The sequence below is a fragment of the Kosakonia sp. genome (assembly GCF_032052965.1).
Lineage (GTDB): Bacteria > Pseudomonadota > Gammaproteobacteria > Enterobacterales > Enterobacteriaceae > Kosakonia.
Window position 1 is genome coordinate 224,087 of record NZ_DAMBVN010000003.1, and the last position, 26,545, is coordinate 250,631.

25 protein-coding genes are annotated in these 26,545 nt (G+C 53.9%); 5 read left to right on the top strand and 20 right to left on the bottom strand.

Annotated features, from left to right (window positions below):
• Positions 1-3 precede the first annotated feature (3 nt).
• From RTX30_RS06165 to RTX30_RS06205, 9 genes are all read right to left on the bottom strand, one after another.
• A complete protein-coding gene (locus tag RTX30_RS06165) occupies positions 4-429 on the bottom strand; it encodes a hypothetical protein (RefSeq protein ID WP_312687881.1) in 426 nt (141 codons plus the stop codon).
• A gap of 205 nt (positions 430-634) precedes the next feature.
• Positions 635-862 carry a hypothetical protein gene (locus RTX30_RS06170; RefSeq protein ID WP_312687884.1) on the bottom strand — a complete coding sequence of 76 codons (228 nt, stop codon included), beginning with the start codon at positions 860-862 and terminating at the stop codon, positions 635-637.
• A 161-nt stretch (positions 863-1,023) separates the two neighbouring features.
• Entirely contained in the window at positions 1,024-2,034 is a 1,011-nt protein-coding gene (mglC, locus tag RTX30_RS06175; protein ID WP_312687885.1) for a galactose/methyl galactoside ABC transporter permease MglC, read from the bottom strand.
• A gap of 15 nt (positions 2,035-2,049) precedes the next feature.
• A complete protein-coding gene (mglA, locus tag RTX30_RS06180) occupies positions 2,050-3,570 on the bottom strand; it encodes a galactose/methyl galactoside ABC transporter ATP-binding protein MglA (protein ID WP_312687887.1) in 1,521 nt (506 codons plus the stop codon).
• A 79-nt stretch (positions 3,571-3,649) separates the two neighbouring features.
• On the bottom strand, positions 3,650-4,648 hold the full coding sequence (gene mglB, locus RTX30_RS06185; RefSeq protein WP_312687890.1) for a galactose/glucose ABC transporter substrate-binding protein MglB: 999 nt from the start codon (positions 4,646-4,648) through the stop codon (positions 3,650-3,652).
• 292 nt (positions 4,649-4,940) lie between these two features.
• Positions 4,941-5,966, bottom strand: coding sequence for an HTH-type transcriptional regulator GalS (gene galS, locus RTX30_RS06190; protein WP_312687893.1), 1,026 nt, complete (start codon positions 5,964-5,966; stop codon positions 4,941-4,943).
• Between the two features lie 155 nt (positions 5,967-6,121).
• Positions 6,122-7,282: a DUF418 domain-containing protein YeiB gene (gene yeiB / locus RTX30_RS06195; RefSeq protein WP_312687896.1), complete on the bottom strand. Its 1,161-nt coding sequence runs from the start codon at positions 7,280-7,282 to the stop codon at positions 6,122-6,124.
• A gap of 19 nt (positions 7,283-7,301) precedes the next feature.
• A complete protein-coding gene (gene folE, locus RTX30_RS06200) occupies positions 7,302-7,970 on the bottom strand; it encodes a GTP cyclohydrolase I FolE (protein ID WP_312687899.1) in 669 nt (222 codons plus the stop codon).
• 126 nt (positions 7,971-8,096) lie between these two features.
• The gene (locus RTX30_RS06205; RefSeq protein ID WP_312687902.1) at positions 8,097-9,224 is read right to left on the bottom strand and encodes a YbfB/YjiJ family MFS transporter; all 1,128 of its coding nucleotides are present in this window, start codon (positions 9,222-9,224) and stop codon (positions 8,097-8,099) included.
• Positions 9,225-9,373: 149 nt separating this feature from the next.
• Here RTX30_RS06205 and fghA point away from each other — a divergent pair, with 149 nt between their 5' ends.
• On the top strand, positions 9,374-10,210 hold the full coding sequence (gene fghA, locus RTX30_RS06210) for an S-formylglutathione hydrolase (protein WP_312687905.1): 837 nt from the start codon (positions 9,374-9,376) through the stop codon (positions 10,208-10,210).
• Positions 10,211-10,248: 38 nt separating this feature from the next.
• On the opposite strand, the gene cirA is transcribed toward fghA, so the two are convergent.
• The 7 genes from cirA to yieE form a co-directional block, all read right to left on the bottom strand.
• Positions 10,249-12,231, bottom strand: coding sequence for a catecholate siderophore receptor CirA (gene cirA / locus RTX30_RS06215; RefSeq protein WP_312687908.1), 1,983 nt, complete (start codon positions 12,229-12,231; stop codon positions 10,249-10,251).
• 269 nt (positions 12,232-12,500) lie between these two features.
• Positions 12,501-13,970, bottom strand: coding sequence for an amino acid permease (locus tag RTX30_RS06220; RefSeq protein ID WP_312687911.1), 1,470 nt, complete (start codon positions 13,968-13,970; stop codon positions 12,501-12,503).
• A gap of 182 nt (positions 13,971-14,152) precedes the next feature.
• Positions 14,153-14,890: an amino acid ABC transporter ATP-binding protein gene (locus tag RTX30_RS06225; RefSeq protein ID WP_312687914.1), complete on the bottom strand. Its 738-nt coding sequence runs from the start codon at positions 14,888-14,890 to the stop codon at positions 14,153-14,155.
• Entirely contained in the window at positions 14,871-15,527 is a 657-nt protein-coding gene (locus RTX30_RS06230) for an amino acid ABC transporter permease (RefSeq protein WP_312687916.1), read from the bottom strand. The genes RTX30_RS06225 and RTX30_RS06230 overlap by 20 nt, the downstream gene beginning before the upstream one ends.
• Positions 15,527-16,192, bottom strand: coding sequence for an amino acid ABC transporter permease (locus RTX30_RS06235; protein WP_312687918.1), 666 nt, complete (start codon positions 16,190-16,192; stop codon positions 15,527-15,529). The genes RTX30_RS06230 and RTX30_RS06235 overlap by 1 nt, the downstream gene beginning before the upstream one ends.
• A 4-nt stretch (positions 16,193-16,196) precedes the next feature.
• On the bottom strand, positions 16,197-16,982 hold the full coding sequence (locus RTX30_RS06240; RefSeq protein WP_312687920.1) for a transporter substrate-binding domain-containing protein: 786 nt from the start codon (positions 16,980-16,982) through the stop codon (positions 16,197-16,199).
• 176 nt (positions 16,983-17,158) lie between these two features.
• Positions 17,159-18,025, bottom strand: a complete 867-nt coding sequence (gene yieE, locus RTX30_RS06245; RefSeq protein ID WP_312687922.1) for a DNA-binding transcriptional regulator YeiE — start codon at positions 18,023-18,025, stop codon at positions 17,159-17,161.
• Between the two features lie 101 nt (positions 18,026-18,126).
• Here yieE and RTX30_RS06250 point away from each other — a divergent pair, with 101 nt between their 5' ends.
• Together RTX30_RS06250 and nfo are read left to right on the top strand one after the other, a co-directional pair.
• Entirely contained in the window at positions 18,127-19,176 is a 1,050-nt protein-coding gene (locus RTX30_RS06250) for a YeiH family putative sulfate export transporter (RefSeq protein WP_312687925.1), read from the top strand.
• A 72-nt stretch (positions 19,177-19,248) separates the two neighbouring features.
• Complete coding sequence (gene nfo / locus RTX30_RS06255; RefSeq protein WP_312687927.1) at positions 19,249-20,106, top strand: deoxyribonuclease IV; 858 nt, start codon at positions 19,249-19,251, stop codon at positions 20,104-20,106.
• Between the two features lie 73 nt (positions 20,107-20,179).
• Here nfo and fruA read toward each other — a convergent pair whose 3' ends face one another.
• From fruA to fruB, 3 genes are read right to left on the bottom strand one after another with little or no spacing between them, the layout of a single operon-like run.
• Positions 20,180-21,868 (bottom strand): PTS fructose transporter subunit IIBC, encoded by a 1,689-nt coding sequence (gene fruA / locus RTX30_RS06260; protein WP_312687928.1) that lies wholly within the window; start codon positions 21,866-21,868, stop codon positions 20,180-20,182.
• 16 nt (positions 21,869-21,884) lie between these two features.
• Positions 21,885-22,823, bottom strand: a complete 939-nt coding sequence (fruK, locus tag RTX30_RS06265; RefSeq protein ID WP_061493985.1) for a 1-phosphofructokinase — start codon at positions 22,821-22,823, stop codon at positions 21,885-21,887.
• Positions 22,824-23,954, bottom strand: a complete 1,131-nt coding sequence (gene fruB / locus RTX30_RS06270) for a fused PTS fructose transporter subunit IIA/HPr protein (RefSeq protein WP_312687933.1) — start codon at positions 23,952-23,954, stop codon at positions 22,824-22,826. It abuts the gene before it with no gap.
• 368 nt (positions 23,955-24,322) lie between these two features.
• Here fruB and setB point away from each other — a divergent pair, with 368 nt between their 5' ends.
• The gene (gene setB / locus RTX30_RS06275) at positions 24,323-25,504 is read left to right on the top strand and encodes a sugar efflux transporter SetB (RefSeq protein WP_312687935.1); all 1,182 of its coding nucleotides are present in this window, start codon (positions 24,323-24,325) and stop codon (positions 25,502-25,504) included.
• Here the strand turns inward: setB and RTX30_RS06280 are convergent.
• Positions 25,501-25,755, bottom strand: a complete 255-nt coding sequence (locus tag RTX30_RS06280; protein ID WP_312687936.1) for a YkgJ family cysteine cluster protein — start codon at positions 25,753-25,755, stop codon at positions 25,501-25,503. The two genes, setB and RTX30_RS06280, sit on opposite strands and share 4 nt — an antisense overlap.
• 164 nt (positions 25,756-25,919) lie before the next feature.
• Between RTX30_RS06280 and yeiP the strand changes: the two genes are divergently transcribed.
• Positions 25,920-26,492 carry an elongation factor P-like protein YeiP gene (yeiP, locus tag RTX30_RS06285; protein WP_312687939.1) on the top strand — a complete coding sequence of 191 codons (573 nt, stop codon included), beginning with the start codon at positions 25,920-25,922 and terminating at the stop codon, positions 26,490-26,492.
• Positions 26,493-26,545: the final 53 nt, after the last annotated feature.

A 26,545-nucleotide genomic window follows, 5' to 3' on the forward strand; every position in this document is an offset into this window, starting at 1 on the left:
TAATTAATATACCGGGGCATTGCGGTTAATATTTTTGGCCGGGCGGACAAGCGTAAACTTACGCTCTACAAACGCCCGGACATCGATCACCACTTGTGCATTCTTATCCAGCGTCCATTGCCCATTCAACGCGTTAAACGCGAAGGTCTGCTCACCCTGGGGGGTATCAACCAGATACTCACCCGTTTTTAAATAGCCAGCAGAGCAGTGAATGCGCGCTGGCGCCCCGCTTTTGATGCGGTACTCAATTTTACGAAACCCGGTTGGCACCGTGCAAAAGCGGTACACCGGCAATGTATCGACCTTCACATCGCCCAACGAGACGACGACTTCGCCATCGCGAAGTAGCTCAACACCCTTAAGGGAGAAACTGCCGTGACTGGTTTTTTCATGCGGAAGGTTATCAACTTTAAAATACACTAGATTCATAGGCGCCCCTGAGCTGCGGATACTAATTTCAGAGATGTATAGGTAAAGCGTAAGTACCCGTAGCGCTTATGGCATTCAGAATTGACTTAAATGTTAAATATTTAATGGCAAGTTGTTCATTTAGGTAAGAAAATTGCATAAGGCAATCACTACCGCGCAGTGCGCAAACGATCACGTCTGCGAGGTAGTCTCGTCAGCGGGGTTATCAGGCCACTTTATCTTCGAACTGATGCAAACTTAACTCTAAATCGTAGATCAGACTTCTGACCATTTCCGGGGTTAAACTGAAAAACTGCGAATCAAAGGTTGTCGCCCCTGGTCCATACGGCGACGTGCTGTAACCAAATTTCATTACCACACCATTCACATTTTCCACTGGCCCCACCTGCCAACCGGTAACCGGAAAAGCAGGAAACGCTAATTCTTTCTCCATTAGAATTACCTCATTTATGCTGTGCCTTATTTGAGCGTAGCACCGGAGTGAAAAATTTAACAACTTCCCGGCCGTAAAGTTTTTTCACGATCCCCCCTTCCCGTCGTGTGCAGGTAAAAAAAAGCCCGCTGCGAGCAGCGGGCCGGATAAACAGAGTGTGCTTATTTTTTACGTGCGTATTTCAGAGAATCGAGCGCCACCGCGAAAATGATGATGCCGCCTTTAATAATATACTGCCAGTAAGGGTTAATGCCGATATAGGTCAGACCGTAGTTGATAACCGTAAAGATGATGACACCGGTTACCACGCCGAGCACAGTACCCACACCGCCGCTAAAGGAGACGCCGCCGACCACACAGGCTGCGATGGCATCCAGTTCGTACATAAAGCCGAGGTTGTTCGTTGCCGAGCCAATACGGCCCGCTTCCAGCATACCGCCGAAGGCGTAGAACACGCCGGACAGGGCATAAATCATCAGCAGGTTCAGCGCAACGTTAACACCAGAGACTTTGGCCGCTTCCGGGTTACCACCGATGGCGAAAATGTTTTTCCCAAAACGGGTTTTATTCCACAGCACCCACACAAAGCCAACGGCGATTAACGCGTAGAACGTAATGTAAGAGAGACGGAAACTGCCCAGCGCAATAAAGCCTTGCGTAAAGGTCGAAAAGCCACTGTCAAAGCCGGAAATCGGCGACGCGCCCACGAAGTCGTAGTACAGAGAGTTAATACCATAAACGATAATCATCGTACCCAGCGTGGTGATAAACGGCGTCACGTTGAGGTAAGCGATCACAATGCCATTTACCAGACCAATAATGGCGCCGATTGCGCAGACAATCAGGATCACCACCGGAATAGGCATGGTGGCCATATCCGGGAACACTTTATTAGCGTTTTCCATGGATTGCAGCAGCGTGGCGGCAACCACCGCCGCAAGGCCAACCTGACGCCCGGCAGAGAGGTCTGTCCCCTGGGTGACAATCAACCCTGCCACGCCCAGTGCAATAATAATACGCACCGAGGATTGCGTCAGAATATTACTTAAGTTCAGCAAACTTAAGAACGTAGGGTCCTGGAAAATGATAATGGCCAGTAACACTAAAAGAACAACGTAAATACCGCCGTCTTTCAGATAAGTGAGAAAAGTTTTTTTATTTAACGCACTCATGAGGAGCCCCTGATCTTAAAGGTGCAAAGACGCAAGACGGAGAATTTCGTTTTGCGTTGTGGTTTTAGTGTCAACAATTCCAGCGACGAGGCCATTGCTCATTACCAGAATACGGTCAGTAATGCCTAATAGTTCAGGCATTTCAGAGGAAATAATAATAATCCCCTTATTCTTTTTGGCCAGCTCAGCGATTAGCTGATAGATTTCGAACTTTGCGCCCACATCAATACCGCGCGTGGGTTCATCGAGCATCAGAATTTCCGGCTGGGTTAATAGCCAGCGACCGATAATCACTTTCTGCTGGTTACCACCAGATAATGAGCCGATTTGTGTGCGGTGGCCTGGTGTTTTCACTCGCATGGAATCGATAACCCATTGGGTATCGCTTTTCATGCGACTATTATCCAGCAGACCTACTTTGTTCTTATAATTCTGAATATTCGAAATCAGCGAGTTAAAGCCAATATCGAGATAAGCATAAATACCGGTTGAACGGCGCTCTTCGGTGACGAGTGCAAAACCATTGTTAATGGCTTCATTGGCGTTGTGATTATTGATCGTTTTGCCGTGCAGCTTAATGGTGCCGCCGGATTTCTCACGAATACCAAACAGCGTTTCCACGATGTCTGTACGTTTTGCGCCGACCAGACCGGCGATCCCAAGGATTTCGCCTTTACGCAGGTCAAAAGAGATATCGCGAATCGAAGGCTGGCGTAACGATGTAAGGTTACGGACTTCGAGGATTGTCTCGCCCGGCTCGTTTTGTTTGTCGGGGAAACGCTGGTTCAGGGAACGGCCGACCATCATGGCGATAATCTTGTCCATGTCCAGCCCTTCCAGCGGTTGGGTGGCAATCCACTGACCGTCGCGCAGGACAGTGATCTCATCGCACAGCTGGAATATTTCTTCCATTTTGTGGGAGATATAAACAATACCGCAGCCGCGTTCTTTCAGCTTACGGATAATCTTAAAGAGATGATTAACCTCTTTTTCGGTCAGTGATGATGTTGGCTCATCCATAATAACGATTTTAGCGTCATAGGAGAAAGCTTTCGCAATTTCGATCATCTGCATCTGTGAAACGGATAAAGTTCCCACGCGTGCACGCGGATCAATATCAATATCCAGTTCATCAAAAATAGCTTTGGTATCACGAAACATTTTGTCCTGATCGACAAACATGCCTTTGGTGGGATAACGACCCAGCCACATGTTATCCATAACAGAACGTTGCAGCACCAGGTTAAGTTCCTGGTGAACCATCGAGATACCATTTTCCAGTGCTTCTTTAGCGGAATGGAAATCGATCTCTTTTCCCTGAAAAAGGATGCTGCCGGAATCTTTTTGATAGATCCCAAAAAGACATTTTAATAATGTTGATTTACCCGCGCCATTCTCACCCATTAATGCATGAATGGAATGAGGACGGACTTTTAAATTGACATTATCGAGTGCCTTAACGCCTGGAAAAGACTTGTTGATATTGCTCATTTCCAACAAGAATTCACCTGACGACTGAGTATTATTGCTGACCATAATTATACCTTGTTGGCCTGGCATATCGTGTTATAAAGGGCGCAACAAAGGTTGCGCCCAGTGAGAACAGGCTTGCTTATTATTTACCGGCAATTTCAGCCAGGTTGTCTTTATCTACACCAACATAAGGAATGCGAACAACTTTGTTCTCAATTTTCCAGTTGGTGCCGGCAGCGGCTTCTTTACCTTCGGCGAGGTTTTTCGCCAAATCAAAGCTGGCTTTTGCCTGGTTGTTGGCATCGTTCAGCACGGTACCGGCCATCGCACCGGATTTAACCAGCGCCAGAGCTTCAGGCAGCGCATCGACACCAAAGACCGGAATAGAAGACTTGTTGTGGGCTTTCAGCGCTTCTACCGCACCCATTGCCATGGCGTCGTTGTTCGCGATAACCACTTCAATTTTGTTAGCGTTAGGACCGGAGAGCCAGGCATCCATTTTATCTTTCGCCTGAGCGGTGTCCCACATTGCGGTATCCAGTGCCAGCTGCTGGGTTTTGATGCCCTTGTCATTCAGCTCTTTAATAACGTAAGTGGTACGCGCTTCCGCATCCGGGTGGCCCGGTTCGCCTTTCAGCAGTACGAACTGGATCTGGCCATCTTTATTCAGATCCCAGCCCTGATTCGCCGCCCAGTGTTTCGCAATCAGGTCGCCCTGAATAACGCCGGATTCTTTGGAGTCGGTACCCACATAATAGGCTTTGTCGTAGCTATCCAGCGCTTTGCGAGACGGCTCTTTGTTGAAGAACACCACCGGCACATTCTGGCCGCGCGCTTTCTCAATAACAGTCCCCGCCGCTGCCGGGTCAACCAGGTTGATCGCCAGTGCTTTTACGCCTTTCGCCAGCAGGACGTCGATCTGGTCATTCTGTTTGGATTGGTCATTCTGGGAGTCGTTCATCAGCAGCTGTACATCCGGCGCTGCTTTGGCATCTTTCTCGATAGCCTTACGTACAACAGACATAAAGTTGTCGTCATACTTATAAATGGTCACACCAATACGGGTATCCGCTGCGTGTGCGGCTGCGCCAAAAAGCATGCTTGCCATAACAGCAGACAGAGTCAACACCTTCTTATTCATGGTATCTCCGGTTTTTTATATGCAGGGTAGTTCTTGTGAATAATGCTCGGCGGGAAGTATGTTAATGGAACGTTACTTTCGACCGAAGCTCACGCTAAAAAAATCCATTCGTCCGTGTACGGTAACGCTCCAGAATTCGCTTTCTTCGATGTGTAACGCCGCAAAGCGCAGGTAAAATAAACACTCACCGTTACATCGTGTTTCAGCTTCTAAGACGCTGACATCATAGTCAGCGTCTTGTTAAGATACTGTGAATTTACTCACAGATTGAAAACGGTTACATCACCCGACGTTATAAGTTAGTGATCGATGCCACAGTTTGTCGCTGGCTTACCGAATGGCGACGCACCAGCGTGGGCATAAAACAGTGAGAAGCCTGTAAATCCAGCTTCCCTGCGGCACCCAGCAGTGCCAGCTCCGTCGCAAGACGCGCCATCGAGGCCACCGGATAACGCACAGTAGTCAGTTGAGGATCGGTGTAGCGGGCAATGGGAATATCATCGAAACCAATCAATGACAAATGCTGTGGCACCGCAATGCCGTTATCTTTCAGCGCCGTCAGCGCACCTGCGGCCATGCTGTCGTTATAGGCAAATACGGCCGTCAGTTGCAGGTTACGCCCCAGCAGCTCGACCATCGCGGCTTCACCGCCCTGCATATCCGGCGATCCGGTGCCTACCCAGCTATCCGGCGCGGCAATGCCCTGCTCTTCCAGTGCGCGGAACCAGCCTTCGCGACGTAAATCGTTATCTTCAATCTGGTGACTGGACGCCAGATAACCAATGCGCTGATGACCATGATTGAGCAGCATGCGTGTTGCCATCATCGCGCCGCTGACGTTGTCCAGGCAGACACAACGATGGGCATAACCCGGTACCAGCCGGTTAATTAACACCATGCCTGGAATCTGCTCCATGAAACCGGCCAGCTCTTCATCGCTTAAAGCTTTTGAATGGACAATCAAGGCGTTACAGCGTTGTCGTATCAGGACTTCGATGGAGTGGCGCTCTTTCTCGGCTTCGTGGTAACTGTTTCCAATCAGCACATATTTCTGGTGCTGCTGCGCGACGGTATCGACCGCTTTCACCAGCGCGCCAAAGAAGGCGTCCGACACGTCCATCACGACCACGCCGATGGTGTCGCTCACCTGCGTCGCCAGCGCCTGGGCATTGGCATTCGGGCGATAACCAAGCTGTGCGACCGCTTTCATCACCGCTTCACGCGTCTCCTGGCTAACCAGTGCACTGTTGTTAAGTACGCGGGAAACCGTCGCGACAGAAACGCCCGCCTGACGGGCAACGTCACGAATGGTGATCATTTTTCCCCACCTTTTCTGGATTGCGGCAGTTCACAGTCACCCCCTGGGTTAAGTAAGGGGGCTATTTTGTCAGTAGGCTGGTGATTGCTACGTGAGTGGCATCACATCAATGGAAACGGTTACATCCGTTTTGTTAACGATTGTGATCCAGATCGTTATCTGGATGTGCGCGATAATGATGTCCCTGCAGCACGTGCGGTTAACTGCCGCCATAGCCATTCCAGTGGCCCCTGACGGAAGCGTTTAAGCCAGAAGAGGGAGAAGAGAATATTGATGCCCCACACCGCTGGCACAAAAGCCAGCAACTGGAGGCGGTCAAATTTCATAAATAAACCGAGGTGATTGAACAGCGTTGTGCAGATCAGGGTCTGTAGCAGATAGTTGCTCAACGCCATACGGCCGACACAGGCAATGGCACTGACCAGCCTGCTGGCGCAAATCTGCGGCCAGAACCCCCATGCCAGTGCGGCATAACCCAGCGCCTGCAGCGGTGCGCCGAGTTCTCGCGGCGCCTGCAGGATAAAGGCACACCAGCGATAAGACCAGCCCAACTGCCATTGAGCAATAATCGCGGGCAGATTAATCAACATACCGAGCACAATCAACAGCGCGCCCACTTGCCGGTAATGACGCAGGCTGAACTGGCCTTTTAACCAGCCGCTACGCATTAATGCCGCCCCCAGTAGCATTAACCCAGCCAGTTGCCAGCCATACTGCGCGCCCAGCGCCAGCAGCATATTAGAGAGCATATCCGCCCGGTTGCTGACCGCTTCGATGGCGCTACCGCTGGTTTTCCACCAGGCTTCGTATTGCAGATTTGCCGCATCCGGCAGCCAGGCACGATTTGCCTGCCCTCCCGAGATGCCGCCAAGTAACAGCAGTACAGCAATGCCAATCAGATAAAGCACGATCCCGGTATTAAAGAGGGATTTTACGCTCTGTGCATCACGGATCATCCGCCAGGCAATCAACCCTACCAGGCCATAAGCCAGCAGAATGTCGCCATCCCAGAAAAAGAGCGCATGAATAAACCCTAACAGCACCAGCAGGGTCAGACGGGACTGTATCCAGCGTTTACCCCGCGGCAGCAGCATTTGCAGGCCCGCGCCAAACAAAATGGCAAACAGCGAGAGAAATTTAACCTGGGCAAAAAGATCGAGAAAGGCCCATGTCCAGGCATCCCGTTGCGTGACTTCGCCATACCAGGCAGGGTTCAGGTAGGCTGCCTTTGGCAAACCAAAGGCAGAAATATTCAGAAGCAGAATACCCAGAATGGCAACGCCACGAACAAAATCCAGCGTGACATTGCGTTCCATGTCTCCGGCTCTCCGACAATCAGTTAGTGTGGCGCACAGCGCGCAGGAACTCCTGGCGGGTATTCTGGCTTGATTTAAACAAGCCTCCCAGCGAGGTGGTGGTAGTGGCGCTGGTCGCATCTCGGATACCACGTGCTTTAACGCAATAATGCACCGCATCAATCGATACGGCCACATTGTTGGTGCCGAGCAGGGTTTGCAGTGCGGTCAGGATCTGCTGCGTTAAACGCTCCTGCACCTGCGGACGCTGGGCAAAAAACTGCACAATGCGGTTGATTTTCGATAAGCCTATCACCGACTCTTTCGGGATGTACGCTACCGTCGCTTTGCCGTCGATAGTAACAAAATGGTGTTCACAGGTACTGGTCAGGGTGATATCGCGTACCGTGACCATTTCATCCACTTTCATTTTGTTTTCAATGACGGTGATCTTCGGGAAATTGGCATAATCGAGGCCAGAAAATATCTCATCGACATACATTTTGGCGATGCGATGTGGCGTTTCCATCAGGCTGTCATCATTCAGATCGAGATTCAGCAGCTGCATCACCTCGGTCATGTGGCCAGCGATCAGGCGCTTACGGGTTTCGTTATCCATCTCGCGGACCGGTGGACGCAATGGCGTTTCCAGACCACGGGCAACCAGTGCCTCATGAACGAGAGCCGCTTCTTTAGTGAGTGATGACATCTTTTTATTCTCCTGCAGGTGTGGCGTGCTTCGCCATGACAACGGGCGAAGTGAGCAATCATTGTGCGTGAGGTCGCGCACATAATCCAGCCCTGGTATCGATAATTATTGAAATCCGGCTCTCTTTCAGGGTGAGCGTTTCCAGACCAGAATGCCACCGATCAGCAGAGCGATGGCAGCCACCCCGAGCGCCGGTTCAAGACGCTGTGTGAGCCAGGTCGAAAGCGCTGAGGTCATCGGCCCGACCAGTTGCCCCAACGCATAACCCGTGGTCAGTAACCCCGCCATGTAGCGCGCATGGGCAGGAGCAAGTTCACGTCCATACAGCAACGACAGCTGGACTGCGCAAAGGAAACCGCCGCCGACCAGTAGCGCTCCGGTAATCAACCCGCCAATGCCTGGAAGCAGCCATGCTGCCAACACCCCTGCTCCCTGTAACCACAGTACGATGGCTAAGCGCTGATGCGTGTGGCCCGCATGACGCAGCAAGATGCTTAACGCAATGCCTACCACCGAGGCCACGCCAAAAACCGGCCAGACAAACTGAGCAAACAGACTGCCAGGAAAGCGCAGCGCCGCCATTTGAGAGAGGAAAGTTGCAGGCAGAATATAGCCAAACCCGGCGAGGCTGTAGCTCCAGACCAGGCGTTTCACGTTCGCGGTCATGGGCAGTGCTTGCACGATTTGCCCCGGCCGGTGCCATTCGCCGGGGCGCGGCAGGTAACGGGCAATCATTACCACCAGCAATAAGGCCAGCACGCCATACACTTGCCAGGCCGACGCCGCCGACAAGCCTTTCGCCTGGATAGCCACTGCCAGCAGGCCGCTTAAGGCAATGCCAGCACCTGGTCCGGCAAACACGGCGGCGCTCAAACCTGGCCGCCCGGCCTGGGCCAGTCGATCATTTGTCCAGGCGGCAATCAGCACCATCGCCCAGCCGCTCATCGCGCCGATCACCAGACGTATTGCACCATGCAGCAGTGCGTTGTCGGCTATAGACGATAAAAACGTCAGCGCCACCGCGCCGCCAATACCTGACCAGAGACGGAGTTCGATATGTCGCTGCGCACGCATCGCATCCCACGCGCCGAGCAGATACCCCAGATAATTGATCGCCGCCACCAGCCCGGCGCTGGTCAGGGTGAGTTGCCCATCGCGGATCATCAGCGGCACTTGAGGCGTAAAAGCAAAGCGCCCTATTCCCATCGCTACCACCAGCACAATAAACCCGCAGAGCGCGACCGCGCGTACCATGCACACCTCATTTGTTAACGTAAAGTTATGTTTATGATGCAGTATGTCGCATTTATGCGAAAGTGAAAGTTACTCACAGCGGGATGAATAATCTGTATTATGCAAAGATCGCTTTTACTTACGACGCACCATTAACTGAGGAGCCCCGCATGGAACTGCTCGAAGAGCACCGCTGTTTTGAAGGCTGGCAACAGCGCTGGCGCCACGACTCCGCCGTACTCAACTGTACGATGACCTTTAGCATTTTTTTACCGCCGCAGCACAGCGCCACGCCACCGCCGGTGCTGTACTGGCTCTCCGGCCTGACCTGCAATGATGAGAATTTCACCACCAAAGCGGGTGCACAACGCGTCGCGGCAGAACTGGGTATTGTACTGGTGATGCCGGATACCAGCCCGCGCGGCGATGACGTTGCCGATGCAGACAGTTACGATCTTGGCAAGGGTGCCGGTTTTTATCTTAATGCCACTGTGCAACCGTGGGCAGCGCACTACCGGATGTATGATTATCTGCGCGATGAGTTACCGGCGCTTATCAATAACGAGTTTAATGTTAGCCCTCACTGTGCCATCAGCGGCCATTCAATGGGCGGCCACGGTGCCCTGCTGCTGGCGTTGAAAAACCCGGGGCGCTATACGAGCGTTTCCGCATTCGCGCCGATCGTTAACCCGCTGCAAGTTCCGTGGGGGCAAAAAGCCTTTAGCACCTATTTGGGTGACAATGCGCAACAATGGCGCGAATGGGATAGCTGTGCCTTGATGCTGGAGAGCGATGAAAGTCGCGCAATACCGATGCTTATCGATCAGGGTGATAACGATCAGTTCCTCGCCGATCAGCTGCAACCTGCGCGACTGGCGGAAGTGGCCAGGCAAAAATCCTGGCCGCTGACGCTACGCATTCAGCCTGGCTATGATCACAGCTATTTCTTTATCGCTTCGTTTATTGAAGATCATCTGCGCTTCCATGCGCAGCATTTGCTGAAGTAATCCCGCTACCGGTGGCGTCCTGCCACCGGTTTTCTTCATCAGAAACGGTAATCCACTGCCATAAAGTAACGACGGCCATCTTCGTTATAGCTGTAGTCATCACGGCTCAGATCTTTGTCGCCAAGGTTCAGCACACCCGCACGCAGTTTGACGTTTTTACTGGCCTGCCAGGCGCCGCCCATATTCCAGATAACGTAACCGCCAGGTGTAGTACCCTGCGTGGTTGAACGCTTTTCACCGGTGTAGTTCGCAGAAAGATAGAACGACCAGTCTTCGGTGGTCTGCCAGTCCAGCGTGCTGTTGGCGGTGTGGTATGGCAAATCCTGCAGCGGCTTATTACCACCGCCACTGAGATTGCGGCCGTCGTTATAGGTGTAATTCAACGTCAGTTTCCATGCCTCACCAAACGGCACTTTCAGCTCCGTTTCCACCCCCTGAATGCGCGCTTTATCAACATTGTAATAACGGAATACCGGGATCGATCTGCCATTCGCATTGCGTTCAAAGCCGACAAAGTTGGAATAGCCCGGGGCTTCGCTCAGGCTGGGTGTGCGACTGATATTGATCATGTCGTCAATGTTGTTTTGAAATGCCGTTACACTCCCCTGCACACCGTCCAGCCAGCCCTCTTCGCCACTGTAATAGAGCCCGAGCTCGAAGCTCTCACTGGTTTCCGGCTTCAGTTCCGGGCTACCTACAATACGGCAGCTCCCACGACAGGAGTTAGTGGCCCAGTCAGGGCTGAGCTGCAGCAGGGACGGCGCTTTGAAAGCCGTTGCCCAGCCGCCTTTCACCGTCACTGTATCCGTCGCGCTGTAAACGAGGTACGCACGCGGGCTCCAGTGGTCGCCGTAGGTATCGTGGTCATCCATACGTACGCCGGTGGTCAGTGCCAGCGGCTCAAAAATACGCCACTCATCTTCGATAAACAGCGCGTACTGGCTGGCAGAGGTTTCGCTGCCGTTACCGCCAGTCAGATTCACCGGATCTGTCAGCTTATCGTGCCGCCACTCGCCGCCAACGGTGAGCAGTTGATTGAGGGTGCCCAGCGGCAGCACGTACTTACCGTCCAGGGTATTGCTTTGCGAAGTGATGGGGCTGCTATTTCCGGGGTTTTTATTGTCGACCTTTTCGCCATAAAAACGCAGTTCGCTGTTGCCCATTTCCCAACGGCCATTATGCGCCAGCGAGTAGTTCTGCCTGTCGAGGCGATTTTTGTTCAGCGAATCAGAATCCCGATCCTGGCGGTCATAGCCGTAACCGGCGGTAATGTCCTGATCCTCTGTCGGTGTCCAGGCAAACTCGACATTACCATCACGGTTGGTAAAGCCTTCAATACGCGGCGTCTGGCCGCTGGCGTCGCTTTGGGATGACTGCTGCTGATCTTTTTCGCGTTTCGCCACACTACCAAATGCTTTCATCCCGAGCACACCGTCAATTAACGGGCCGCTGGTATAGAACTGACCATTCCAGGTGTCGCCACGATCGCGATGTTCCTGAACAGTGCTGTCGGCGGTAATGCTGCCGCTCCAGCGCTGGCCAATCTTTTTGGTGATGATGTTCACCACCCCGCCCAACGCATCCGATCCATACAGTGACGACATCGGCCCGCGCACTACTTCAATCCGTTCGATAGCATCAACCGGGATCCAATTGAGATCAAAATCGTTATGGCGGAAGACGGCATTACGAGAGTTGACGCGCTTACCGTCAATCAGGATCAGCGTATAGCTGCTGTCGAGACCGCGCAAACTCACGCCTTTACGGTTATCGCCTTCATTGGTGAGCTGTACGCCGGGTACCTCTTTCAGCACATCCTTCAGGTTTTGCACCGGCTTACGCTGGAGATCCTGCTGGGTGATCACGCTGATACTGGCTGGGGCATCTTTCAGGTTTTGTTCGCTGGCAGAGGCCGTCACCACCAGTGTTTCACCGCTCTCTACGGCCGCCAGGGTTGGCAGCGCCCAGCACAATGCAGACGCGCAAAGGCCTCCCCGCACGATGGGATTCAAGGTAAACATTCCGTAACTCCATGAGGTCAAAATAAAGGCAAAAGGGGTGCTCACAAGCCAAAGACCGCGCCTCATTACTGTGACAAGGGCGGAAGCATTACCGGAGATCAGGGCGCAAAAAGTCGCAGCCAGCTCCTTGTTATTCAGCGAGTTACATTAATGAAAATGATAATGCTTATCAATTTCATTATTTTAAAGTTATGTAAATTTGCAGACGCGCAGGGAACTTTTTCAGGCAAAAAAAAGCCCTCCGGAAAGAGGGCTAAAAGAGTGAATACTTATTGAGTGAAACGCTCCGGGAACTCCATCTCACTATAGCGCACGAAACGCGTACCTTTCGACAGTTTGTAACCGAACCAAATCAGCAGGAATAACGGAATGCCGATATACGTCGCCGTTACCGCGCCCCAGTCGATACTATCGGCGAGGAAAGCCTGATAGTTCTGGCCGAGGGTAATGATCAGGCACAGTACGAAGGCGAAGATCGGCCCCAGTGGGAAGAAGCCAGAACGGTACGGTAAGTTATCCAGCGAGTGACCCTGCGCAACGTAACCGCGACGGAAACGGTAGTGGCTAATCGCAATGCCCAGCCAGGCAATAAAGCCCGTCATCCCTGAGGTGTTAAGCAGCCACAGGTACACGGTCTGGTTGCCAAACATGGAGGTCAGAAAACAGAGCGCCGCAATGACGGTAGTGGCATATAACGCATTACGCGGTACGCCACCTTTCGACAGTTTGGCGAAAACACGCGGCGCTTTACCGTCACAGGCCAGGGTATAAAGCATACGCGTGGAGGCATACATGCCGGAGTTACCCGCCGACAGCACTGCCGTCAGGATCACGGCATTCATCACCGCCGCTGCAGACAACAGCCCCGCATGCTCGAACACCAGTGTGAACGGGCTGACGCTGATATCTTTCACATCGTTACGCAACAGGCTCGGGTCGGTATACGGAATGATCAGGCTGATAATCAGGATCGCGAAGACGTAAAACAGCAGGATACGCCAGAACACCTGCCGCACCGCACGCGGAATATTCTTTTCCGGATCTTCAGATTCACCCGCCGCAATGCCGATAAGCTCCGTCCCCTGGAAGGAAAAGCCCACGATCATCGCCACACCAATCATCGCCGAAAAACCGCCGGCAAATGGCGCATCGCCAATCGCCCAGTTGCTCCAGCCTGCCGGTTTTTCGCCCTGGAAAATACCGACGATCATCATCACGCCGACCACGATAAAGATGATTACCGTTGCCACTTTGATCAGCGAGAACCAGTATTCCGCTTCGCCAAAGCCTTTTACCGAAATGTAGTTGAGCAGGAAAATCACAACCAGGAACAGCGCGCTCCAGATCCAGCCTGGCGTGTCCGGGAACCACCAGGTCATCACCAGCTGCGAAGCCACAAGGTCAACAGCAATGGTTACCGCCCAGTTGTACCAGTAGTTCCAGCCCAGGGCGAAGCCAAAGCCCTCTTCAACATATTTCTGACCGTAAGTGGAAAATGAACCTGAAACGGGCATAAATGCGGCGAGTTCGCCGAGGCTGGTCATCAGGAAGTAAACCATCAGACCAATGAGAATATAGGAGAACAGCGCGCCGCCCGGGCCCGCTGAAGAAATGGTCGCCCCTGATGCGACAAACAACCCTGTGCCGATGGATCCGCCAATGGCAATCATCGTCAGGTGACGCGCCTTCAGTTCACGACGTAGCGTGGGCGCTTGTGTGGTTTTTGATTCGGAAACCATAAGAAAAAGCTATCCATCCAAAAAATGAGGCGCGATTGTAGCAAACGAAACGCAGCCATTCCGGCATAAAACGTCTGTTATTAGAGAGCTTCATGATAGGCAGCGAATTATAAGTAAAGCAGTGATTGGGGAATGTTGCGAGGCGGTAAAGCGCTCCCGCAGCGCAGCGGGAGCGACGGCGATTAATTTAACCCACGTACAGAGGCGATAAACTGTTGCAGTTCTGGCGTGCGCGGCTGGGTGAAAAAGGATTTACTCTCCCCCTGCTCCCAGACTTTACCCTGATGCATAAACACCACGCGATTGCCCACTTCACGGGCAAAATTCATTTCATGGGTAACGAGGATCAACGTCATCCCCTCTGCGGCAAGTTGCTCCAGCACGCGCAGCACTTCACCCACCAGTTCTGGATCCAGCGCTGAGGTAATCTCATCGCACAACAGCACTTTGGGTTTCATTGCCAATGCGCGGGCAATGGCGACACGCTGCTGCTGCCCGCCGGAGAGATTCGCCGGATAGGAGTCAATACGTTCGCCAAGACCAACCTTTTCCAGCATCTGGATCGCCAGCTCCCGGCATGCCTGCGCCGGGAGCTTCAGTACCCGACGCGGGGCCAACATCACGTTTTCCAGCGCGGTCATATGCGGGAACAAATTAAAGCTCTGGAACACCATACCCACGGAGCGGCTTATTTCCCGCGCTTGAGATTCCCGGTCGGTCACGGTCATTCCGCCCAGCTTGATACTGCCGTCCTGATAACCTTCCAGCCCATTCATACAGCGCAGCAAAGTACTTTTGCCAGAACCGCTACGGCCAATGATCGACACCACTTCGCCCATCTCAATGTCGAGACTAACACCCTTCAGCACGTGATTGTCGCCATAGTATTTTTGAACATCATTAATGGTGATGAGCGGCATGGAATTTTTTCTCCAGATAACGGCTGTAGCGCGACAGCGGATAACACAGCAGGAAGTAGCCCAGCGCAACCAGGCCGAACACTTTAAACGGAGCGAATGTGACATTATTGAGCATGGTTCCGGCTTTAGTGAGTTCCACAAAGCCAATGATTGACGCCAGCGCCGTGCCTTTGATCACCTGTACCGAAAAACCGACCGTCGGCGCAATAGCAATACGAATGGCCTGCGGTGCCACCACCCGAAACAGCGTCTGCCCAAAACTCAACCCCAGGCAACGGCAAGCCTCCCACTGCCCCTTTGGCAAGGCTTTAATGCTGCCGTACCAAATATCCAGCAGAAACGCGCTGGTAAACAGCGTGAGCGCAAGTGTGGCCGCTGTCCAGGCGCTCACATCAATACCAAACAGCGCCAGACCAAAAAATGCCAGAAACAGTTGCATTAGCAGCGGCGTTCCCTGAAACAGCGCCGCGTAACCGGCTATCGCCCTTTTTGGCCACTGCCAGCGGCTAATGCGCAACACCAGCAGTGGCAGCGTGACCAGCGTCCCGCAAAAAAACGCAATCAGCGACAGCAGTACCGTCCAGCGCGCTGCCAGCAGCAGATTGCGTAGAATGTCCCAGTCGGTAAAGGTACTCATCAGCTCTCGCTCCCTAACCATTTACGGCCAATCGCCAGCAACGCCTGACGCATCAGCAGCGACAAGGCCAGATACAACAGCGTGGTGAGGAAATAGGCTTCAAAACTTAAAAAGGTGCGCGACTGGATCAGGTTGGCCATAAATGTCAGCTCTTCATAGGAGACCTGCGACACCACAGATGACCCCAGCATCACGATAATGCACTGGCTGACCAGGGCTGGATAAATACGCTTTAGCGCAGGCGGCAGGATCACGCGGATAAAAGCCTGCCCACGGGTCAGCCCGAGCACCCGCGCAGCTTCCCACTGTCCCTTCGGCGTGACCTGAATCCCGGCACGGATAATTTCGGTACTGTAGGCACCCAGATTCACCACCATGGCAATCAAGGCAGCCTCACCCGCGGTCAGCTTGAGGCCCAGCCCTGGCAAGCCAAACACAATAAAGAAAAGTTGCACCACAAATGGCGTGTTTCGGATCAGCTCCACATACACGCCCCACACCGTGCTCAGCAGGCTGGGCTTTCCGCTTCGTAGCGCGGCACCGACAATGCCCAGCGACACGCCCCCCACCGTCGCCAGCACGGTGAGCGTCAGGGTTGTCCACAAGCCCGCAAGCAGCTGCGGCCAGAATGGCCACAGCGCAACGAAATCCAGCGACGTTGTCATGCGGTTACGCGCCGAAGTTGGCCGGCAACGGTGCCTGCATCCATTTTTGCGACAGGTTGTTCAGCGTGCCATCTTTCAGCGCCTGCTCCACCAGCTTGTCGACTTCGCTTTTCAGTGCCGGTTCGTTTTTCATCAGCCCGATGTAGCACGGCGAGTCTTTCAGCATAAACTGACTGACCGGCGCTTTTTGCGGGTTCTGGCGGGCAATAGCGGCTACCACCACGTTGCCAGTGGCAAGGTACTGAACCTGCCCGGACATATAGGCAGAGAGCGTGGTGTTGTTGTCTTCGTAGCGTTTAACATCAGCATCTTTCGGCGCGATATCGCTCAAAACCATATCCTCCACCGCACCGCGGGTGACGCCAATGGATTTGCCGCTCAACGCTTTTGCATCACTCAACGTTGCCGCTTTCGGGCCAAACACCCCCAGGAAGAACGGTGCATACGCGCGACTAAAGTCGATCACTTTTTCGCGTTCCGCGTTCTTACCCAGGCTGGAAATGACCAGGTCGACTTTGTGGGTTTGCAGGTACGGTACGCGGTTGGCGCTGGTGACCGGCACCAGTTGCAACGTTACTTTCATGCTTTTCGCCAGGTATTCCGCCATATCAATATCGTAACCTTGCGGTTTGAGATCGGTGCCCACGGAACCAAAAGGCGGGAAGTCCTGCGGCACTGCAACGCGAAGTACGCCGCGTTTCTGAATATCCTGCAACTGATCCGCCAGCGCCTGCCCGGCGCATGTCATCATTAATGCTGCACCTGCTGCCGCCATCATCCATTTCTTCATCGTTAACACCTCATCGCTCATGAAACAAAAGATTCTTTGAATAACATTTTGCAACTAATGTGCCAACGCGATATATCCGTCATAACGTGCAGTACAAGCACAACGCAGCAATGGATGGGAGGAAATAGCGCTGCGTCTGCTCACCGAAACGGTGCAGACGCATGCTGATGGTGCAATTAAATGGCGCAGTAACGAATAAAGCGTTCGAGGGCGCTGGAGAGGTGTTTTTGCCGATGGTGTATGCGCCATAATGTGCGAACCAGACGCGGCAGCGGGATCGGCACTTCAACTAATGAACCGGTTTCCAGTTGTTCGGCGATCACCCGACGCGACAGGCAACTGATGCCAAGACCGTGGCGTACCGCGTGTTTTATGGCTTCAGAATTACCCAACTCCATGCCGAGATGAAACTGAGGTAAATGCGACAGCAGCAAATAGTCGACAATCTCACGCGTGCCTGAGCCCCGCTCACGCAGGATCCACGGTGCCGCCGCGAGCCGCTCCAGCGTTATCTCACCCCGTAGCAGGGACGCGGAAGGCGGAGCAAACACCACCAGTTCATCTTCAAGCCAGGGTTCAGCAATGATTTCTGCGGTGTGGCACGGCCCTTCGATTAAACCGATATCCACGCGAAAATCGGCCACGGCATTGATCACATCGAGACTGTTGCCGACGCTTAGCTCCAGCGGTAGCACAGGGAAGTCGCGGCGGTAGCGGGCGATCACTTCCGGCAGGATGTAGTTGCCGATGGTGCTACTGGCAAATACCCGTATTGCACCGTTGTCTTCACGAAACAATTGCTCAATTTCCGTAGCCTGCTCCAGAGCGGCCAGCGCACGCGGATAGAGCAACCGCCCATGTTCATTCACCACCAGACGCTTACCGACCCTGTCGAACAGTTGCACCCCCAGTTGGCCTTCCAGATCGGTGAGCGCTGCACTTACCGCAGACTGGGAAAGAGAAAGCCGCTGTGAAGCCTGGGTGGTGGAGCCGCTTTTCAGCACTTCAGCAAAGACTTCAAGCTGACGCAACGTAATATGCATAGATTCCACTTACCACTTATAAAGATTGATTATAAATATATAATCAATTTTACCTTTAAACCAGCTCACCGTAACCTTTTCTCCATGAAGAGGAGAAGGTTATGACAGATATCACGTTCCACCCCCACCGTTACCCAATATGGCGCTTCGCGCCGGGGCTGCTGCTTAGCGCAGCCATTACGTTCGTTGCACTGTGGCTTGGCGCAATCCCGCGTATTGCCGGTTTCGGGTTAAGCGCGTTAACACTGGCGATTCTGATGGGCATGATCATTGGCAACACGCTGTACCCTAAACTGCACCGGCACTGCGACAGCGGTGTGCTGTTCGCGAAGCAACATCTTTTGCGGCTGGGGATTATTCTTTATGGCTTCCGCCTGACGTTTTCGCAAATTGCCGATGTTGGCGTCAGCGGTATCCTTATTGATGTTCTGACGCTTTCCAGCACCTTTGCCCTGGCCTGTTTCCTTGGGCAAAAAGTCTTCGGTCTGGATAAAAAAACCAGCTGGCTGATTGGCGCGGGCAGCAGCATATGCGGCGCTGCGGCGGTGCTGGCGACCGAGCCGGTGGTGAAAGCCGAAGCCAGTAAAGTGACAGTTGCGGTGGCGACCGTGGTGATCTTCGGTACGCTGGCCATTTTCATCTATCCTGCGCTCTATCCCTTGCTGGGTTCGCTGTTCAGCCCGGAAACGTATGGCATCTGGATTGGCTCTACCGTACATGAAGTCGCCCAGGTAGTGGCCGCCGGGCACGCCATCAGCCCGGATGCGGAAAACGCGGCCGTGATCGCAAAAATGCTGCGTGTGATGATGCTGGCACCCTTTTTACTGCTGCTGGCAGCGCGCGTTAAGCAGTTAAGCCCGCAGAACGATAACGAGAAAAGTAAACTTACTGTTCCGTGGTTTGCGCTGGGTTTTATCGCTGTGGCTATTTTTAACTCGTTTCATCTGCTGCCGACATCATTGGTCAATGCGCTCAACGCGCTGGACACGCTGTTGTTAGCCATGGCAATGGCGGCGCTGGGACTGACCACACATGTTAGCGCGCTGAAAAATGCCGGGGCGAAACCCCTGGTAATGGGTCTGCTCCTGTTTGTCTGGTTGATTGTAGGCGGCGGCGCAATTAACCTCGGTATTCATCACCTGATGGCATAAACCATTACATCTCTCTCCTGCAGACCCGCTATCATTGCCACTTTCCCCCGGCGGGTTTTAACAGGAGTTTTTATGAAATACATTGGTGCGCATGTTAGCGCCTCAGGCGGCGTGGCAAATGCTGCCATCCGCGCCGCCGAGATTGCGGCGACCGCGTTTGCGCTGTTTACCAAAAACCAGCGCCAGTGGCGCGCTGCGCCACTGAATGCGGAAACGATCGACGCGTTTAAAGCCGCCTGCGAAAAATACCATTTCACCCCGGGCCAGATCCTGCCGCACGACAGTTATCTGATTAACCTCGGGCACCCGGTCGCGGAGGCGCTGGAAAAATCTCGCGAGGCCTTCGTTGATGAATTGACGCGCTGCCAGCAACTCGGGCTGACATTGCTTAATTTTCATCCGGGCAGCCACCTGATGCAAATCCCGGAAGAGCAGTGCCTGGCGCGTATTGCGGAGTCGATTAACATCGCGCTGGCGCAAACGGAAGGCGTCACCGCGGTAATCGAAAATACCGCTGGTCAGGGGAGCAACCTGGGGTTCCGCTTTGAGCACCTGGCCGCGATCATTGACGGCGTGGAAGACAAATCCCGCGTGGGCGTGTGCATTGACACCTGCCATGCTTTCGCCGCGGGTTACGATTTACGTACCGAGGCTGCCACGGCAGAGACGTTTGCAGAGTTTGATCGTGTGGTCGGCTTTAAATACTTGCGCGGGATGCATCTGAATGACGCTAAAAGCGCTTTCGGTAGCCGTGTCGACCGCCATCACAGCCTGGGCGAAGGCAATATCGGCCATGATGCGTTTCGCTGGATCATGCGCGACGAGCGTTTCGACGGCATCCCGATGATCCTTGAAACCATTAACCCGGATATCTGGGCAGAAGAGATTGCGTGGCTGAAAGCACAGCAAAACATCGACGCAACGGTCTGAGAAGGTAAACAGTCTGCGCCTCATCCGTGCAAAAAAAAGGGCCGCATAAGCGGCCCTTTTCGGTCCTTACGGATTATGCAGCTTTCGCTACCGCTTGCACTTCCGGACGTTTCAGCCAGGCATATACCAGGCCTGAAAGCAGTGTACCGGCAATAATAGCGAGCAGGTAACCGACCACCGGCGTGATTGCACCGGGGATCAGCAGGACGAACAGACCGCCGTGCGGCGCCATCAGTTTGGCACCAATCGCCATAGAGATGGCGCCCGTCAGCGCACCACCGGCGATACAGCACGGGATAACACGCATCGGATCACGTGCAGCGAACGGGATCGCCCCTTCAGAGATAAAGCACAGACCAAGAACCAGTGCTGCTTTGCCCCCTTCACGCTGACCTTTATCAAACTTGTTGCGTGCAACCAGTGTCGCCAGACCCATTGCCAGCGGCGGCACCATACCGGCTGCCATAATCGCTGCCATCGGTGCGTAAGTCTGGGTACTCAGCAGACCCACGCCAAAGGCGTATGCCGCTTTGTTCACCGGGCCACCCATATCGGTACACATCATGCCACCAAGGATTGCACCCAGCAGAACCGCGTTCGCGGTGCCCATGGTTTGCAGCCAGGAGGTCAGGCCGGCAAGGATTTTCGCCACTGGCGTACCGATCAGGTAGATCATCGCCAGACCGACGATCAGGCTGGAAAACAGCGGGATGATCAAAATCGGCTTCAGCGCTTCCATACTTGGCGGCAGCTTCACGTTTTTACTGATGGCTTTGGCAAGGTAACCGGCCAGGAAGCCAGCAATGATACCGCCGATAAAACCAGAACCGGTGCTCACCGCCAGCATACCGCCAATCAGACCTGGCGTCAGACCCGGACGGTCAGCGATAGAGAACGCAATGTAACCCGCCAGTACCGGCACCATCAGGGCGAATGCGGAACCGCCGCCGATTTTCATCAACGCAGCAGCCAGCGTCCCTTCTTCTTTAAAGGCAGTGATACCAAAAGCAAAGGAGAGTGCAATCAGCAAGCCACCCGCCACCACCATCGGCAGCATATACGACACGCCCGTCAGCAGGTGACGATAGGCACCCGCGCTCTCTTTCTGCCCTTCGCCCGCGTCCGCTTGCGCTTTGCCGGTCGGCTGGTACGTTTTGGCTTCCGCTACGGCTTTGTCCAGCTCCTGCGCGGTTTTCTTCAGCGCCAGACCGGTCGTAGTGCGGTACATCGGCTTACCGGCGAATTTCGCCAGGTCAACTTCAATATCGGCAGCAACAATAACCAGGTCCGCCTGTGCTACTTCTTCTGCAGTGATCGCATTGCCAGCACCCACAGAACCGCGGGTTTCGACTTTCACCCACCAGCCGCGTTTTTTCGCTTCGGTTTCGATGGCTTCAGCCGCCATAAAGGTGTGTGCCACACCGGTCGGGCATGCTGTTACCGCTACAATGCGTTTCGGGCCGCTGGCCGCCACTGCCGCTGTCGCAGCCGGAGCAGTGTAAGGTGCAGCGTGGTTTTTCGCTTCGCTCAGGAACAGTTCCGGGTGAGCAACTGCGCGATTGATGTCGCCCAGCCACACTTTTTTCCCGCTCAGGGCGCCGTCGTTCGGCACCTTGCTGCCCAGAACGATAGCCAGTTCCGCTTCGCCAGGGTTATCAATGAATTGCAGATTCGCCTTCTGCGCCGCCGCGCCCAGCAAGGTCTTTGCCATATAGGCACGGGCCTGCCCGAGTTCGGAGTCAATAATCAGCAGCGTTTTCATTATGCCTCTCCTGCTGTTAGTTAAAGGGTTTTAAGTCAACTCGCGCCATCATCGCGGCTAACTGGGTACGGTCGGTAATACCTACGTTACTCTGACTGACCGCCAGTGCAGCAACAGCGGTGGCCAGGCGTAATGTATGTTCACTGGACTCACGCATCAGCAGGCCATAAATCAGCCCACCAACCATTGAATCCCCTGCGCCAACGGTGCTTACCACTTCCATTGACGGCGGTTTGGCGATCCATTCACCCGAAGCGTTAACCCACAGTGCCCCTTCTGCGCCCAGCGAGATCACCACATGGGCAATCCCTTGTTCGCGAAGGCCGTGAGCAGCTTCAATAACGTCCTTCAATTCAGGCAACTTACGACCCGCCCAGATTTCCAGCTCGCGGCGGTTCGGTTTAACCAGCCACGGCGCGGCTTTCAGGCCGGCGACCAGCGCTTCGCGGCTGCTGTCGAAAATAATGCACGGGCACTGACTGCGCAGGCGCGTCATCCAGTCGGTAAAAGCTTCCGGGCTGACACCAGACGGCAAACTGCCGCTGACGCAGACCATATCGAACTGACCCAGCCAGGTGAGGGAGTCGGCAACAAAACGCTCCCAGTCGGTCGGCGTGACTTCAAAACCAGAGAAGTTCAGGTCAGTGACTTCACCGTCTTTTTCGGTCAGTTTCACGTTGATGCGGGTACGCCCCTGCACCACCTGAAAACGGTTGGCAATGCCCAGTTCACTGAACAGCTGCTGGAATCCGTCCTGGTTGTCTTTCCCCAGGAAACCGCCCACGGTCACGTCGATGCCGAGGTCTTTCAGCACTTTGGCAACGTTGATGCCCTTACCCGCAGCGTGTAAACCGGTAGTACGCACCAGGTTCACTTCACCACGTTCAATTTCCGGGGTGTACCCCACCAAATCATAGGCAGGATTGAGGGTAATAGTTGCGACACGTCTGCTCATTTATGCCCCCTCTCCCAGACCTGCGGCGATGGCTTCGCCAATCGCCTTCAGCGCCTGTTCAGCATCGTCACCCTGGGCGGTAAAACGCAGGCGATGGCCTTTCTTCACGCCAAGCGCAACGACCTTCATCAGGCTGCGGCCGTTAGCAGGTTTGCCGGTGCCATCAAGGTTAGCAACGGTGATCTCGCTGTTGAATTGTTTGATGGTATTCACCAGCATGGTACCCGGACGGGCATGCAGACCATGCTCGTTACGCACCACGAATTCTGCGTTCAGCACATCTTCTGCGATCGCGTCATCACTGGTCAGTAGTGCCAGCAGCGTTGCTGCATCGGCATTCAGCAAACGGTCAGCTTTATTGGCTAACAGCAGGTCACTCAGGCGTTTCAGCACCGCAACAGGTTGCTCATCCGCCATCGCGACGCTGACCAGCAGCGCAGCTTGCTCGCCTTCTACGGTGAAGGGTGTGGCCGCGCGACTTACTGCTACCGCGCTCAGCAGGTTGCCTTCAGCGCTGTCATTCAGCCAGATTCCCTGGCCCAGATTTAACGGTTGCTCATTGATGGCACGAGTGACATACGCTGCGTCTACCGCACCCGCTTCTTTCAGACGCGCAGCATTCAACGCTTGCAGCGTTACCAGATCGGTCGCGGCAACATCGAGGCTCAGTGTGTCGTTATCCAGCTTCAACGAGGCGCTCTGTTTTTCACCCATTAGCAACGCACGCAGCTCTTCTGCGGTGGTTGCAGACTGCAACTGCGCTGCGACGGCATCATCGCTCAGCACATGCGTCAACTGACGCAGCAGGCCAAGGTGTTCATCAGAACTGGCTGCGATACCGATCGCGACATACGCGACCTGGCCTTCACTCCACAGGATGCCCTGAGGGAACTGGAAAACTTTAACGCCCGTTTTCAGCACCTGGTCGCGCGTGTCGGTAGTGCCATGAGGAATGGCAATGCCATTTCCGAGGAAGGTGGAGGTCTGCTGCTCGCGCGCCAGCATGCCATTGACGTAACCGTCGGCAACATTGCCTGCTGCAACCAGTGCAGCGGCAATCTGGCGAATGGCCTCTTCTTTATTCCCGGCCTGCTGGCCCGGATGGATGTCCTGAACGGATAACTGGAACATATGACTCCTCTCCTGCTGAAATTGAATCGTTTCAGCTAAAATGAGAAATAAGACGTCATCGTTTGGGTTCATTAATTACACGATGACGCTGAAACGTTTCATGAAATCTTCACCTTTTTACTTCAGCAAGCAAGAAATCTCTGAATTTTCGTTGCAGAATTTAGAGCTACTGCACATTTCGCCTGCGCATGCGTCTTTTTTGCTGAAGTTGCTTTTGGCGTCAGCGGGCCCCTGTCAGCACGCGTCAGCTTTCATCGGCATTGGCCGCAATGGAATTTTGTTTTTTTGTGGCAGATTGCCCCGGCCAGGCTGTGCTTTTGAAACACAGCGGCGTACACTCCGCGTCTGCCCACTGGATCTTTTCAAAAATGCAAAACTCCCCCGCTGCCGCCAGGCCAGGCGCTTTTGACGTTACGTCGACGGCGTTTTTGATTGTCGCGTTTCTGACCGGCATTGCCGGCGCATTACAAACCCCGACGCTAAGCCTGTTTTTAACCAACGAAGTACATGTCCGCCCGGCAATGGTCGGTTTCTTTTTTACCGGTAGCGCGGTGATTGGTATTCTGGTGAGCCAGTTTCTCGCCGGGCGTTCCGATCGCAAAGGCGATCGGAAGTCATTGATAGTGTTCTGCTGTTTACTTGGCGTACTGGCCTGTGTGCTGTTTGCCTGGGATCGTAACTACTTTATTTTGCTGTTTGTGGGCGTCTTTTTGAGCAGCTTCGGCTCTACCGCTAACCCGCAGCTGTTTGCGCTGGCGCGGGAACATGCAGACAGTACCGGGCGGGAAGCGGTAATGTTCAGCTCCATTTTGCGTGCGCAGGTTTCGCTGGCGTGGGTGGTCGGCCCGCCGCTGGCTTACGCGCTGGCAATGGGTTTTGGGTTTACGGTGATGTATTTGTGCGCAGGCGTGGCGTTTATCGCCTGTGCGGCAATGGTCTGGCTGTTCTTACCCAGTATGCGCAAAGTGCCGCAGGCCCGTTCAGCGGTACTGGAAGCGCCGCGCGCACATCGCCGTGACGCCCTGCTGCTGTTTGTCATCTGCACCCTGATGTGGGGCACCAACAGCCTGTATATCATTAACATGCCCTTGTTTATTATTGATGAGCTGCACCTGCCGGAAAAACTGGCCGGGATGATGATGGGTGCTGCTGCCGGGCTGGAAATTCCTACCATGTTGATTGCTGGCTACTATGCAAAACGTTTTGGTAAGCGTTTTCTGATGCGCGTCAGCGCCGTGGCGGGCGTCTTTTTCTATGCAGGGATGCTAACGGTGCATACCCCGGCGATCCTGGTTGCTTTACAGTTGCTGAACGCCATCTACATCGGCATTCTCGCCGGTATCGGCATGCTCTATTTTCAGGATCTCATGCCAGGCCAGGCCGGTTCTGCCACAACGCTTTATACGAATACCACGCGCGTGGGCTGGATTATCGCGGGTTCCCTGGCGGGCGTGGTGGCAGAAATATGGAGTTATCACGCGGTGTTCTGGATTGCGCTGGCCATGTCACTGCTTGCACAACTGTGCCTTGGGCGAATGAAAGACGTTTAGGGTGCCGTCTGGCGTTCGAGTTCAAGCAGCCAGATCATCGCTTCATGACGATTATCGCCGCACATTTCGTGGCCTGGCTGCAGGCCCGCACATACTTTCGGGCGCAGTGGAGAGGCGAAAATTTTGCAGCGCTGCTGAGCATCAAGTTGCACGCAGGGGGTATTCGCCGGTTTACCGTTCGGCATGCCGGGGATGGGGCTACTGATGGACGGTGCGGTACAGCACGCGCCGCATTCCGGACGGCATTGCATAGTGGCTCTCTTGCTGGTTTACGCGCCGGACTGGCGCGAACAGCCGCACGCTATCATCTTTTACTGCATGAATGCAAAACTCGCCGATTCCTCTTGCCTGGAATGGCCCTCGCGAGTACTTTGTCGCGATATTTTTATTATTTTCTTCTCACAGGACCCTTGCAATGCCAAGAGCGAACGAAATCAAAAAAGGTATGGTGCTGAACTACAACGGCAAGCTGCTGATTGTAAAAGATATTGATATTCAGTCACCCAGCGCCCGCGGCGCAGCAACGCTGTATAAAATGCGGTTTTCTGATGTCCGCACCGGGCTGAAAGTGGAAGAGCGCTTTAAAGGCGACGACATCCTCGATACTGTTACCCTGAACCGTCGTTTTGTTGACTTCTCGTATGTTGATGGCAACGAATACGTGTTTATGGATAAAGAAGATTACACGCCGTATACCTTCAATAAAGATCAGATTGAAGAAGAGCTGCAATTCATTCCTGAAGGCGGTATGCCGGATATGCAGGTACTGCTGTGGGATGGTCAGTTGCTGGCGCTGGAATTGCCGCAGACCGTTGATCTGGAAATTGTTGAAACCGCGCCTGGCATCAAAGGGGCGTCTGCCAGTTCCCGTACCAAACCTGCAACACTGACCACCGGTCTGGTTGTTCAGGTTCCGGAATATCTGACGACGGGTGAAAAGATCCGTATTCATATCGAAGAGCGCCGCTATATGGGCCGCGCTGACTGATAAACGTCGTGCAAAGACAAAAAAAGCCACTTCACTGAAGTGGCTTTTTATTT

Coding starts and splice junctions, on each gene's coding strand:
- RTX30_RS06165 (WP_312687881.1), bottom strand. CDS start 429: ATGAATCTAGTGTATTTTAAAGTTGATAACCTTCCGCATGAAAAAACC.
- RTX30_RS06170 (WP_312687884.1), bottom strand. CDS start 862: ATGGAGAAAGAATTAGCGTTTCCTGCTTTTCCGGTTACCGGTTGGCAG.
- mglC (WP_312687885.1), bottom strand. CDS start 2,034: ATGAGTGCGTTAAATAAAAAAACTTTTCTCACTTATCTGAAAGACGGC.
- mglA (WP_312687887.1), bottom strand. CDS start 3,570: ATGGTCAGCAATAATACTCAGTCGTCAGGTGAATTCTTGTTGGAAATG.
- mglB (WP_312687890.1), bottom strand. CDS start 4,648: ATGAATAAGAAGGTGTTGACTCTGTCTGCTGTTATGGCAAGCATGCTT.
- galS (WP_312687893.1), bottom strand. CDS start 5,966: ATGATCACCATTCGTGACGTTGCCCGTCAGGCGGGCGTTTCTGTCGCG.
- yeiB (WP_312687896.1), bottom strand. CDS start 7,282: ATGGAACGCAATGTCACGCTGGATTTTGTTCGTGGCGTTGCCATTCTG.
- folE (WP_312687899.1), bottom strand. CDS start 7,970: ATGTCATCACTCACTAAAGAAGCGGCTCTCGTTCATGAGGCACTGGTT.
- RTX30_RS06205 (WP_312687902.1), bottom strand. CDS start 9,224: ATGGTACGCGCGGTCGCGCTCTGCGGGTTTATTGTGCTGGTGGTAGCG.
- fghA (WP_312687905.1), top strand. CDS start 9,374: ATGGAACTGCTCGAAGAGCACCGCTGTTTTGAAGGCTGGCAACAGCGC.
- cirA (WP_312687908.1), bottom strand. CDS start 12,231: ATGTTTACCTTGAATCCCATCGTGCGGGGAGGCCTTTGCGCGTCTGCA.
- RTX30_RS06220 (WP_312687911.1), bottom strand. CDS start 13,970: ATGGTTTCCGAATCAAAAACCACACAAGCGCCCACGCTACGTCGTGAA.
- RTX30_RS06225 (WP_312687914.1), bottom strand. CDS start 14,890: ATGCCGCTCATCACCATTAATGATGTTCAAAAATACTATGGCGACAAT.
- RTX30_RS06230 (WP_312687916.1), bottom strand. CDS start 15,527: ATGAGTACCTTTACCGACTGGGACATTCTACGCAATCTGCTGCTGGCA.
- RTX30_RS06235 (WP_312687918.1), bottom strand. CDS start 16,192: ATGACAACGTCGCTGGATTTCGTTGCGCTGTGGCCATTCTGGCCGCAG.
- RTX30_RS06240 (WP_312687920.1), bottom strand. CDS start 16,982: ATGAAGAAATGGATGATGGCGGCAGCAGGTGCAGCATTAATGATGACA.
- yieE (WP_312687922.1), bottom strand. CDS start 18,025: ATGCATATTACGTTGCGTCAGCTTGAAGTCTTTGCTGAAGTGCTGAAA.
- RTX30_RS06250 (WP_312687925.1), top strand. CDS start 18,127: ATGACAGATATCACGTTCCACCCCCACCGTTACCCAATATGGCGCTTC.
- nfo (WP_312687927.1), top strand. CDS start 19,249: ATGAAATACATTGGTGCGCATGTTAGCGCCTCAGGCGGCGTGGCAAAT.
- fruA (WP_312687928.1), bottom strand. CDS start 21,868: ATGAAAACGCTGCTGATTATTGACTCCGAACTCGGGCAGGCCCGTGCC.
- fruK (WP_061493985.1), bottom strand. CDS start 22,823: ATGAGCAGACGTGTCGCAACTATTACCCTCAATCCTGCCTATGATTTG.
- fruB (WP_312687933.1), bottom strand. CDS start 23,954: ATGTTCCAGTTATCCGTTCAGGACATCCATCCGGGCCAGCAGGCCGGG.
- setB (WP_312687935.1), top strand. CDS start 24,323: ATGCAAAACTCCCCCGCTGCCGCCAGGCCAGGCGCTTTTGACGTTACG.
- RTX30_RS06280 (WP_312687936.1), bottom strand. CDS start 25,755: ATGCAATGCCGTCCGGAATGCGGCGCGTGCTGTACCGCACCGTCCATC.
- yeiP (WP_312687939.1), top strand. CDS start 25,920: ATGCCAAGAGCGAACGAAATCAAAAAAGGTATGGTGCTGAACTACAAC.